General features: G+C 43.9%; 10 protein-coding genes. 1 reads left to right on the top strand and 9 read right to left on the bottom strand.

Features of this window, described 5'->3' with window-relative positions; genetic code table 11:
- Positions 1 to 45 precede the first annotated feature (45 nt).
- Positions 46 to 1491 carry a UDP-N-acetylmuramoyl-L-alanyl-D-glutamate--L-lysine ligase gene (locus tag MK370_RS06125; RefSeq protein WP_268684585.1) on the top strand — a complete coding sequence of 482 codons (1446 nt, stop codon included), beginning with the start codon at positions 46 to 48 and terminating at the stop codon, positions 1489 to 1491.
- A 45-nt stretch (positions 1492 to 1536) separates the two neighbouring features.
- On the opposite strand, the gene MK370_RS06120 is transcribed toward MK370_RS06125, so the two are convergent.
- The 9 genes from MK370_RS06120 to treP form a co-directional block, all read right to left on the bottom strand.
- Positions 1537 to 2295, bottom strand: coding sequence for a CPBP family intramembrane glutamic endopeptidase (locus tag MK370_RS06120; protein ID WP_268684584.1), 759 nt, complete (start codon positions 2293 to 2295; stop codon positions 1537 to 1539).
- Between the two features lie 234 nt (positions 2296 to 2529).
- Positions 2530 to 2724 (bottom strand): CsbD family protein, encoded by a 195-nt coding sequence (locus tag MK370_RS06115; RefSeq protein WP_268684583.1) that lies wholly within the window; start codon positions 2722 to 2724, stop codon positions 2530 to 2532.
- Between the two features lie 100 nt (positions 2725 to 2824).
- Positions 2825 to 3478 (bottom strand): DUF1803 domain-containing protein, encoded by a 654-nt coding sequence (locus MK370_RS06110; protein ID WP_268684582.1) that lies wholly within the window; start codon positions 3476 to 3478, stop codon positions 2825 to 2827.
- A complete protein-coding gene (locus MK370_RS06105; protein WP_268684581.1) occupies positions 3471 to 3983 on the bottom strand; it encodes a YiiX/YebB-like N1pC/P60 family cysteine hydrolase in 513 nt (170 codons plus the stop codon). Before MK370_RS06105 ends, MK370_RS06110 begins: the two co-directional genes overlap by 8 nt.
- A 92-nt stretch (positions 3984 to 4075) precedes the next feature.
- Entirely contained in the window at positions 4076 to 5011 is a 936-nt protein-coding gene (locus MK370_RS06100) for a manganese-dependent inorganic pyrophosphatase (RefSeq protein WP_268684580.1), read from the bottom strand.
- A gap of 139 nt (positions 5012 to 5150) precedes the next feature.
- On the bottom strand, positions 5151 to 5960 hold the full coding sequence (gene pflA, locus MK370_RS06095; protein WP_268684579.1) for a pyruvate formate-lyase-activating protein: 810 nt from the start codon (positions 5958 to 5960) through the stop codon (positions 5151 to 5153).
- 225 nt (positions 5961 to 6185) lie between these two features.
- Entirely contained in the window at positions 6186 to 8435 is a 2250-nt protein-coding gene (locus tag MK370_RS06090; RefSeq protein WP_268684578.1) for an endonuclease/exonuclease/phosphatase family protein, read from the bottom strand.
- Positions 8436 to 8622: 187 nt separating this feature from the next.
- Entirely contained in the window at positions 8623 to 10254 is a 1632-nt protein-coding gene (gene treC / locus MK370_RS06085; protein ID WP_268684577.1) for an alpha,alpha-phosphotrehalase, read from the bottom strand.
- Positions 10255 to 10325: 71 nt separating this feature from the next.
- Positions 10326 to 12323 (bottom strand): PTS system trehalose-specific EIIBC component, encoded by a 1998-nt coding sequence (treP, locus tag MK370_RS06080; RefSeq protein WP_268684576.1) that lies wholly within the window; start codon positions 12321 to 12323, stop codon positions 10326 to 10328.
- Positions 12324 to 12337: the final 14 nt, after the last annotated feature.

Here is a 12337-nt window from a genome sequence, read left to right as displayed (position 1 = left end):
TCCTTGCCTCTTGTAAAACCCAGCCATAAGGTTTACAATAGATTTATGATTAAAATTGAAACCGTATTAGATATTTTAAAAGAAGACCATAATTTTCGTGATATTGTTAAAGACGGAGAATACTTCTTCTCTTATAGTGGCTTGACTTTCGATAGTATTAGTTATGACAGCAGGGAAGCGGATGCCTCTACCCTCTTTTTTGTCAAGGGTGAGGCTTTTAAGAAAGAATTTCTAGAAAAAGCCGTCACAGCTGGCCTGCGCTTTTATATCAGCGAGACAGACTTTCAAGTGGGGATTCCGGTCCTCTTGGTCAACGATGTCAAGCAGGCCATGAGTCTCTTAGCCATGGAATTTTACGACCATCCTGAGAAAAAGCTCAAACTGCTGGCCTTTACTGGCACCAAGGGCAAGACAACTACAGCTTATTTTGCCTATCAAATCCTTTCCCAAAGCCATCGACCTGCCCTGCTCTCAACTATGAACACTACTTTGGATGGCGAGACCTTCTTCAAGTCAACTCTGACTACACCAGAGAGTCTGGATCTTATCAAAATGATGACCCAAGCCCTTGCTAATGGTCGGACTCATCTCATCATGGAAGTTTCCAGCCAGGCTTATCTCAAGAAAAGGGTCTATGGCCTGACCTTTGATGTGGGTGTCTTTCTCAATATCAGCCCCGACCATATCGGCCCCATTGAGCATCCCACCTTTGAAGATTACTTCTACAATAAGCGGCTCTTGATGGACCATAGCCGAGCAGTTATCGTAAACAGCGGCATGGATCATTTCCAAATCGTGAAAGAACAAGTCGCTTCTATGGAACACGATTTCTATGGAGCAGGCTCTAGCAATACCATCATAGATTCTCAGGCTTTCAGCTTTGAAGCTGCTGGCAAGTTAGCTGGCCACTACGATATCCAACTTATCGGCCGATTCAATCAGGAAAATGCAATAGCGGCTGGTCTTGCCTGTCTGCGACTGGGTGCTAGCCTCGAAGACATCAAAAAAGGAATTGCTGCAACCCGAGTCCCAGGCCGTATGGAAGTTCTGACTCATAAAAATGGCGCCAAGGTCTTCGTTGACTATGCTCACAATGGCGTCAGCCTAAGCAACCTGCTGTCTGTGGTACAGGAACATCAGAAGGGCAAGATTATTCTCCTCTTAGGTGCTACAGGCAACAAGGGTGAAAGCCGGCGCAAAGACTTCGGTCTCCTACTTAATCAGCATCCTGAGCTGACCGTTATCTTAACCGCGGACGACCCTAACTATGAAGATCCTCTAGCCATTGCGGAGGAAATCGCATCTTACATCTCCTATCCAGTGGAAAAAATAGCTGACCGTGAAGAAGCCATCAAAAAAGCTCTCAGTCTGACTGAGCGAGAGGGAGATGCCGTCATTCTGGCCGGTAAAGGAGCAGATGCTTACCAAATCGTAGAAGGAGAAAAAGCAGCCTATCCAGGAGACTTTGCCCTAGCAGAAAAGTATTTATAAGAAAAAAGGCGAGCATATCGCCTTTTTATTGTCGTTTTATAAAAATTACCGCCATTTAATCAGAACGTACATCAAGCTGGAGCCAAACATATCCGCCAAGGCGTGCATGAGAAAGAAAGGCAGGAGGTTCTTAACCTTGTACTTGTAAAGGAAATAGTAAAAGAGACCATACACCACTCCGATAACCAATGCCCACAACATGCCCTGATAGGTGTGGAAAGAAATCCGAATGATAGTAGAGTAAGCCAGAGCCCACCACTTATACTTATCCTTAACAGAGGTCATAAGCCCCAGAAAAAAGAATTCCTCATAGAAGCCATTGAGAAGTCCGTAGAGAATAGCCATAGGTGTCAGTTCAGCAAATTTCCTAAAAATTTCTAGCAAGTCCACATAAGACCAGAGAGTTGGTTCAAAGTAATTATACTCGCCGCTCAGTGTCGTCACAATGTCACCAAAGAACCCTACTGCAACAAAAATAAGAGGAGTCCAAAGGAGAACTGACCAGCTCAGACGGATGGGAAGCTGCTTAAAGTCAAAGCGCCGAAACAATAGGTAAAGAATGGTCAAGACCAGCATCAGCAGCTGAAAATTGAAATTGCTAGAAAAAGCCGCTCCTTCAGTGGCTGTATTGGTCACCGTTTCAGTCGCTCCTGTGCTGGCGGCTGGCGCAAAGCTAGCAAGATAAAGCTCCGTTGAGCGGTAAATAAACTGCCCAAACATGAGCAGGGTAATCACAGCAATATCAAACCATCTCAACTCTTTCAACGGCTTTGAGGGGCGTAGGTGTGTCAATCGTTTCATCATCTTTCCTTTCACCACCTGTAAATTCATGTCACCATTGCAGGTTCTTTTTTATATTTCTATCTTAGCATGAAAAGCTTAAATTTTTATTATTTACAATTTTATAAAACTTTTTTATTGCTGCTTACTGCTACCTGTTTCGTTTTTCATCTACAAACAAAAAGTGAAAAAGAAAGATTTGTCCTGTAATTAGACATACAAAAAGAGAGTTGAATGTTCACTCTCTTTTCGCTATTCTTATTTATCCAAGCTGTTTTTGATACCTTCAACGGCACCTTCTACAGCTCCTTTAGCATCTTCAGCAACTTCTTTGGCTTTAGCAACAGTTTTTTCTACAAAGCCTTCTGCTTCTGTCTTGTTATCTCCTGTAACTTTACCCACGCCTTCTTTAACAGCGCCTTTAGCCTCATCGAATTTATTTTCTAGTGACATAATTTTGCCTCCATTCTTTTTTACGGTTTCTGATACCATTTACAGTAGTATAAGTTTTTTCTTTTCAAAGGTCAAATATTCTGCTCATTCTATGAGAAAATCAGTCCAGCTGGAAAGTCAATCTCTCCTTATCAAAGCTGGCCTGTAACTCATACTTGCCTGCTTCGTTTTGCCGGATATAGCCCAAGATTACTAGGCTATCGACAAAAATGTCCCGCCGCTTCTGCATGAGCTCATCCTTGCGGACATACTTGAGAAGAAAGGTCGTCATATACTTAAGTGCATACTCGGGATTGACGTCGCCCAAGACAGCATAGAGAGGCTTTTGTGTCCCAGACAGCGGATATTGGCGCTGCATCTTGTAAAAATAATTAGCCAAGGTCAGCTTATCCCGCTGAAAATCTGTCTCTTCCAGCAAGACCGCCGCATTGGTCTGATTGGAAAGCTGGGTCTCAAAGCGCAGCTCCAAGACTTCCTGATAGAGGGGACTATCATCACGGATAAAGACCTCCTGGTCCAAACGTAAGTCCTCCAAACTTTCCACAAAAGGCAGCGTCAGATAATATCGCTTGTTTTCCCGCCGGATATAGCCTGCCTTGATATAGTCCTCTATCGAGCGGTCAATATTAGCCACGCCCTCAAACTCTCGCTTAATCTCACGTAGAATCACCGCCTCATGCTGATCCAAATAATCAATCAGCTCCTGAAAAAAAGGCTGGCACGTCAAACGGCTGGGATTGATGATTTTAATCATGAAGTTCTCCTTTGTAGATGAGTTTTCTTGACTGAGCCAACTGGCTAGGATTCGTCCCAGGCTGATTTAAGGGCACATCTAAGCCCAATTCTCGATAATACTCCTGCCAAAAATCAGAAATCTGATTTTCCTCATCGCCAAACTGCATAGGAATCGTATCAAAAATCGGCAAAATTTCCGCAATATACTCCGAGCAGTAAAAACCATCGGACTGCGGATAAAAGCTGAAATTGTATGGCTTTCCTAGATGTAATTTGGCCCTTTTAAAGACAGCTTCTGCTTCAATAGCTGGATAGCGATACACGTCATAAACATCCTCATCCTGCAAAAAATCAGACAAATCTTGATTGACAACACCCTTCTCATGAGTTGCATGAAAAATCTCACCATTAAAAAAGATAGCCACGTGGCTATATGAACCCGTTGCTGCTCGAATGGCTGCAGCAATTTCTGAAGATCCGACTGTAAAAATCAAATCTCCATCTTGTAAATCTTGAATCTTCATTTCTCTCGCCTATCAAAAAAGGAGCCGAGACCCCTTTTTAAGTATGAGGGGAATAGCCCTCATCTAGTAACTTATTTCATCATTTGAGCTCTTTAAGCATTAAAACTTTCTGTCAGTTGAGGCACCACTTGCTTCTTACGAGAAACAGCGCCTACAAGGAAAGCATGGTTGTTTTCAAGAACAAAGTTAAAGGCTGCTTCGACCTTGTCCATATTGCTTCCGATAGCCAAAATTTCTGAGTTTGAGTTGATAATATCTGTAATCATCAAGACAAAGTCAGAGTAGCCATTATCAGCGATTGCTTTTTCAATAGCCGCTTCGATTTCTGTTTGACGTTCCAAAACTTCGGCAATATCAACAGTGTTGACCTGTGCCACACGGACATTGTTTCCGTTCAATTCAAAGGTTTTAGCATCAATGTCAATCAACTCTTCTGCAGACTTGCTAGCCAAGTTTGTACCTGCCTTAAGCATTGCCAAACCATACTCTTCCAAGTTGACACCAGCCAGCTCAGCCAATTCTGGTGCAATGACCTTGTCAGTTGGATGAGTTGTTGGGGACTTGAGCAAGAGTGTATCAGAGATCAAACCTGACAGCATCAATCCTGCGATCTCTTTTGGAACTGCTACACCGTGCTCCTTGAACATGCGGTAAACAATAGAGGAAGCAGATCCCACTGGCTCCAAGCGCATGTAAAGGGGACTAGCTGTTTCAAAGTTAGCAACACGGTGGTGGTCCACTACGCCATAAACTTCAACTTCTGCAATATCTGCCACAGACTGCTGGAATTCATTGTGGTCTGTCAGGATAACTTGCTCAGCTCCCTCTGCCTTTGCAGATGTAATCACGCGCGGTGCATCCACGCCAAAGTAATCCAAAACAAAGGCTGTTTCTTCATTAGGCTCACCTAGAGCAACAACTTCTGTATCCAAGCTATAAGCTTCACGAGCCAAGTAAGCAAAAGCGTAAGATGAACCAATGGCATCTGAATCAGGATTTTGGTGACCGAAAACTAAAATTTTAGACATGATAAACCTCTTCTTTTATATAATGTTTATTGCATTTATTTTACCATAATTACAGGCATTTCACAAAAGCAGAAGGACATTTTCTTAAGAAAAATGGACTGGTTAGCCCACCAGCCCATTTATTCATACTCAAAGTAGATTAGCTATTATGCACCCGATTCATATACTCTGTATAGGACTCCGTCTGCATGAGTTCCTCAGCATTCTTGACCCGATCAGCTGTCGGAGGCTTAACACCTTCCAGCTTGTAAGGGATACCCAACTCCCGCCATTTGAATTCTCCCATGGTATGGTAAGGTAGAATTTCAAACTTATCAACATTCTTCAGCGTTTTTACAAACTTACCTAGCTCAATCAGGTCATCATCACGATCAGTCAGTCCCGGCACCAAGACATGACGAATCCAGACTGGCTTTCCAATGTCAGACAAGTACTTAGCACAAGCCAAGATATTCTTGTTGGTCTGGCTGGTCACGATTTTATGCTGTTCTTCGTTAATCTCCTTGATATCTAGCAAGACTAAATCCGTCACTGCCATGAGCTTGTCAAATTTTTTCAGATAGCGAGGCGTATTTCTGAAAGGCAGGGCACAGGTATCCAAGGTACAGTGGATACCCAGCTCCTTAGCCTTTGTAAAGAGGGCAATCAGAAAATCAATCTGTAGCAAAGCTTCTCCACCACTGACGGTGATGCCGCCTTTATTGCCCCAGAAGCCCTTATAACGGAGAGCTTCTTGCAAGACATCATCCACTGTCCGTAGCTGAGATTTGTTGGTCTCCATCTCCCATGTGTCCGGATTATGGCAATACTGGCAGCGCATGTGGCAGCCCTGCAAAAAAACAATAAAACGGATACCCGGTCCATCAACAGCTCCAAAACTTTCGGTGGAGTGGACCATGCCCGTTACCTTTCCATAATCAACTGCTTCTTCAATTTTCTCTTCAACCATAGCGCAACCTCTTAAGTCTGAAAACGTTTTATAACTAACTACATTATAACATGATTAAAGCAAAAATAGACCTAATTTGCCTATTTTTTAGAAAACAAACTGTTTTTCAGTTTCATTTTCAGTGTTTTACAACAGATGAAAATTTTGAGCGAAAGCAGTAGGCAAGCAAAAAATCAGGGCAGAATCTTTATTCCACCCTGATTTCACTTTTTAAATTGATTTTAGTTAATTTCTGCTTATCTTTTTGAGAGTAAAAGCAAACATTAGCAAAGTTAATCCCAAAACTGCCCAGCCACTCTTATTTTGGCCGGTCTGAGGGAGTCCCTTCTTCTTGCTGCCAGCAGTCTGTCCTTGTCCGGTTTGATTGGACGATGGAGAATTGGTCTGAGACGGAGCTCCTTGTTCTACTGCTACAGTAGATTGTCCACTTGATTGAGACGGCTGGGAACTTTCAGAAGACGAGGCTGCAACATCCTTAGAAAAGTCCAGCTGCACCACTACTGGATCATGGTCTGAAGCTCTGCCATGTTCCTCCATGAAAGAGGCATTGATATGGACAGGCGCAAAGACTGCCTTGCCTGCCAGGTTCTTCGAAATGAAAATATTATCCAAGCTTTGGTTGCTGCCGCGGTAGAAATAGGAATAACGGTCAGCCGCATCATGCTCCTGCATAAGATTAATCAGTTCATTACCCGCCAGTGCTTTAGCCGTTTCGGAAAATTCAAAATCGTTAAAATCACCAGTCAGCACAAACTTAAGGTTAGGATTTTGTCTCAGTCCTTCCTGAACAAAGCTATTTAAAATTTTAGCCTGCTCAATTCGGGCTGCCTGCGTATGCTGAACTGCTGGTTGAGCGGAGCCATAAACGGCATCATCCCCAATCTTGGACTTCAAATGATTGGCGATAACAACGATATGCTGTCCCTTAAATTCAAACTCAGCTGCCAAGGATTTACGAACCTTGGTAAAAGCCGGATTTGTTGGAGCAATCCGTGTAGGATTCTTAACCAAATGGCCACCAGAGAAGCTAGCTGCTTCATCACTATTACCAGCATCTTTCTCAACTAATTTTACACGATTTGGATCGTAGAGAAAGGCCACGCGGATATTAGAGCCAGGCTTGCCGCCATCTTGACCATCAAGTGGGGCAACTTCAGTGTACTTGTAAGTTTTTCCGCCCAGTTCTTTGATGCGGGCCGCTAGTTTCTCACCGCTTTTGACACCGCTGGTCGTTCCGTCATTGACACTGCCATTCTCGTCTTGAACCTCGATGAGCGTGATGATATCTGGACTATGGATTTCATTGATAAAGGAATTAGCGATTCTAGTCACTTTTTCCTCAGGTGTTTCACCTTTTTTAGCATTAGCAGAAAAATTCTCGATATTGTAGGAAGCGATAGTCAGCTTGTCCTCGCTTGGATAGATAGGAGAGACCTGTCTTTGCAAGCCCCCGTCTACTAAATCAGGCAGCTGAGTCGGCTCCAACTTATAAATCTTCCCACGATAGGTCACGACTCCGACCATATCACCATTGAAATAATCCTTGGCCTTGGCAATAAATTTATTGCCAACATAGACTGGAATGGTTGCTGTATTTTGGGCATTTGGACGAAGATTGAGACCGCCGATATTGTTTAATGGTAAAGCCTGATAACCTTCTGGCAAGACATAAACATCACCTCGGTACTGAGGTCCCAGAATATGCGGTTTCTTCACCGTCGTCAACATTCCTTCCAAACTTTCCCAGTAGTCCAACGCTTCACTTTGAGGCTGATAGTTATTAATATCGTTATCGACCGTATCCTGAGGCATATTAGCCACGATGTCTACTGGAGCAGGTAAGTCGGCTTTCCCTTCCTTGGTCACTTTAGAAGCGACAAGCATGGTGACAGTCAAGCTATCAATGGGCTTGTTAAAGGTTTGCCCTTGGCGAACGCTGAGTTCTTCCATGTAGCCTTCTTTAACGCGTCCTTCAAGACTAAGTTTGTCTCCGACATCAACTTTTTCTTTAGAAAGGACATAAAGAGCATCAGAAGTCCTGCTATTTCCATCAGGAGTCACGTCTTGAACATAAAAACCATAGCGGTCTGTTTTCGTCACAACTACATTGGAAACTTGAACTTCCTTGTCCTCATAGGGAGAGGCTTGTGATTCTCCCTGAATGGTTCCCACATTGGGCACAGCTTCTGATCCGCTAGCCGCAGCTTGTGCTGCAGCTGGGGCTTGGTCTGCCTTTTCCACTGCCTCTGTAGAAGCTGGCCTTGACTCTCCTAAGTCTGCAGAAGAGCTATCTGCTTGACTGGCAACCGACGCATCGCTTACAGCCGGATTCTCTGTGAGAGCTGCCGCATCTGAAGTCGACGAACTTACTGCTTCTTCTGCTCCGACCGGTTGGACAGAAAAAAGCAGGGATAGAAAAGCAGCTAGCAAGACCACTGTGGGAAAGAGCTGCCTGTAAGAAACTTGTTTTTTCATGAACTTCTCCTTTTCTGTATAAATGTATATTATCCTATTTAATTTTTATTATAAAGAAAAGAATCAAATTTTGCAAAGGCTTTCTTAAAATTCTGTATTAGTTTCTCTTACTTCAGAAAAATACTTGCCTAGACTGGCCCAACACAGAAAAAAGAATCTGGAATTTTTTCCAGATTCTTTCAAGACTTTAGTTTTCACCTACTAAGATTGCCAAGGTTTCGTATGGCTGCAAGGTCATCACATGGTCAATCTGAGCCTTGCCATAGTTGGATAGGAGAACCTGACCATTTTGATAATCCGGCAGGATGTCCAACGTAATCGGATCAGCATAGAAGTTGTTAAGGACTAAAAGTATTTGTCCTTGCCACTCCCGCTCAAAGGCATAGACCTGAGGACTGTCCTCATAAGCTGGCTGATAGCTGCCCTCTGCGATGATAGGTAGTTCCTTACGCAAGCCAATCAATTTCTGATAAAAGGTAAAAATCGGACTCTTGATTTCATTTTCCACATTGATAAGAGGATAGGATTTGCCCGCCTTCAGCCATGGAGTTCCTGTTGTAAAACCTGCATTGACCGAATCATCCCACTGCATAGGCGTCCGAGAATTATCACGAGATTTAGCTTTGATAATCCTGAAAGCTGCTTCTGGCGATTGACCTTCAGCAAGCAGAGTCTGGTAAGCATTGAGAGACTCGACATCCACATAATCTTCCATGGAGTCATAGTCAGGATCCACCATGCCAATCTCCTCACCCATGTAGATATAAGGCGTCCCGCGCGACAGATGAATACTGGCTGCCAGCATGGTTGCCCCTTCATTACGAAAATTCTCTACATCGACAAAGCGGTTGAGAGCTCGCGGCTGATCATGGTTGTTCCAAAAGAGGGCTGACCAGCCATCATGATTGCTCATTTCCTTACCCCAAGTATGGAAGAGGCGTTTTAACTCTTCAAAATCAAAAGCCTTAAGCGTCCATTTCTGTCCAGCTTCATAGTCCACCTTGAGATGATGGAAATTAAAGGCCATAGATAGCTCCTGCCGGTCTGGTGCTGTGTAAAGAATGCAATTTTCAATCGTCGTAGCACTCATTTCACCAACCGTCATAACGGAATCGTCCTGCCCAAAGGTCGCTTCGTTCATCATACGCAGATAGTCATGGACAATTGGCTTATCGGTATAGGCTGGCTTCCCATCCTGCTCTGGACAGTCCGCCAGTACCTCATCTTTTCCGATGACATTGATGACGTCAAAGCGGAAGCCCTTGACTCCTTTATCCCGCCAAAAATTCACCACTTTAAAAAGCTCTTGACGAACATTAGGATTGCGCCAGTTAAGATCAGCTTGAGTCACATCATAGAGATGCAGATAATATTTGCCCGTATCGCCAAATGGCGCCCAGGCACTGCCACCAAACTTGGACAGCCAGTCCGTTGGCTCATCCCGCAGGATAAAGAAGTCCTGATAGTAGGAATCTCCAGCCAGCGCCTTTTGGAACCACTCATGCTCAATCGAGCAATGATTGAGAACCATGTCCAGCATAAAGTCAATACCATGCTGCTGGCCGACCTTGACCATCTCTTCAAAATCTGCCATATCTCCAAAGATAGGGTCTACCGCAGTGTAATCAGAAATATCGTAACCGTTGTCCCGTTGCGGACTCGGATAGAAAGGATTGAGCCAGATCATGTCCACTCCCAGCTGTTTCAGATAAGGAAGCTTTTCAATAATCCCGCGAAAATCTCCCAAACCGTTGCCAGTCGTGTCTTTAAAAGATTTTGGATAAATTTGGTAGACAACCTTTGTTTTATCAAGTGTCATATTTTCTCCTTTTTTGAGAAAAGGGACAGGTTTTAAAGCACCGTCCCTCTCTATAGTCATTTCATTTTTCTTTAAAGTGGCTTAGCGTTCATCAACTGACTACCTCGCTCAACTGCCCGAGGAAGTTGTTCAAGTTCCTCCACCTGATAACTGTCTGAATTCGTAATGATGACTGGTGTTTCCGTTACATAGCCCGCTTTCTTTATCATGTCTATATCAAAGGAAATGAGCTTGTCGCCAACCTTGACCTTATCACCTTGAGACACATAACCTTCAAAGCCTTTGCCTTCCAGATTGACAGTGTCCATTCCGATATGCATGAGGATTTCAACCCCTTCATCTGACAAGATGCCAATTGCATGCTTGGTTGGGAAGAAGACTGTTACTCTACCATTGACAGGTGAAACCAACTCACCTTGGCTAGGAACAATGACAACTCCACGCCCCATCAAACCTTGTGCAAAGACAGGATCCGTTGCCTGACTCAATTCTTTGACTTCTCCTGCCAGCGGACTAGTAATGGTTACAGGAGCTGATGAATCAGCTGCTTGCAACTCTGGAGATGACTCAGCTTTGGATGGCCCGGCAAATTCTGCCTCTTCCTGAGCTGCAAACTCTGCCTGCAATTCTGGATCTTCCTCTGTCTTCGTTAAGAAGCCTGTCTTGTGGAAAAAGAAAGTCAGTAACATCGGTACAAGAATTGCTACAAGCATAACTCCTGCAAATGGAATCATATATTTTGCTTGGATAGAAAGGATACCTGGTAAACCACCAATACCAATGGCATTTGCTGTTATATTAAAGGTCACAGAAAGTAGACCCGCAATAGACGAACCAATCATTCCCGCAACAAATGGATAAACGTACTTGACATTGACCCCGAAGAGAGCAGGCTCAGTAACACCAAGGTAAGCTGAAATGGTAGCAGGCAGGGAAATTTGCGCTTCCCGCTCATCATGGCGTTTCATAAGGTAATAAGCAAATACAGCTGAACCTTGAGCAATATTAGATAGAGCAATCATTGGCCAAAGACCAGTACCACCTGCATCAGCTACCAACTGAGTATCAATGGCATTGGTCATATGGTGAAGACCTGTAATCACAAACGGAGCGTAAAGGGCACCAAATACTGCGCCAAAGAGCCATTTAACTGGACCAGTTAAACCTGCAAGTACAACTGTTGAAAGCCTCTGGCCGATTGTCCAACCGATAGGACCCAAGACAGTATGAGCCAGAATCAGAGCTGGAATCAATGATAAGAATGGCACAAAAATCATAGATACTACTTCTGGAATATGTTTACGCCAAAAGATTTCCAGATAAGATAGAGATAAACCTGCTAAAAGGGCTGGAATAACCTGAGCTTGGTAACCAACACGATTGACAGTGAAGAAACCGAAATCCCAAACCCAGTCCTTAGCGATTTCAGCTGCTGGTGTCGATGCTACTGAATAAGCATTGAGCAATTGTGGGGACACCAAACAGATTCCCAAGACAATCCCAAGAATTTGGCTAGTTCCCATTTTACGAGAAACAGACCAAGTGATTCCGACTGGCAGGAATTGGAAAATCGCTTCTCCCGGAAGCCACAAGAAATGGTTTATTCCAGACCAGAATTTGGATACCTCTGTGATTGTTTTCCCATCCAACATAGACCAATGCACGCCCTCAAGGACATTACGAAAACCAAGGATTAACCCTCCGACAATCAAAGCTGGAATAATCGGGGTAAAAATTTCTGCCAAAGTGGCCATAACCCGCTGAAGGGGATTTTGATTGCTCTTAGCAGCAGACTTTGCTGCTTCTTTTGATACTCCCTCAATACCTGAAACAGCAGTGAAGTCATTGTAAAAGATTGGCACATCATTTCCAATGATAACTTGGAATTGTCCAGCATTTGTGAAAGTTCCCTTGACCACCGGGATTGCCTCAATAGCCTTGACATTGGCCTTTTTACCGTCGCCAAGTACAAAGCGCATCCGCGTTGCGCAATGGCTAACTGCTGTGACATTCTCTTTGCCGCCGATTGCATCTAGCAGATCTTTAGCTTCCTTCTCAAATTTTCCCATTTGACTACTGGCTG

The sequence above is a fragment of the Streptococcus sanguinis genome, from assembly GCF_026781265.1.
In the GTDB taxonomy this organism is placed as follows: Bacteria; Bacillota; Bacilli; order Lactobacillales; family Streptococcaceae; genus Streptococcus; species Streptococcus sanguinis_T.
Note: the sequence above shows the minus strand (reverse complement) of the source record. Positions and strands in the feature narration are given on the sequence as shown.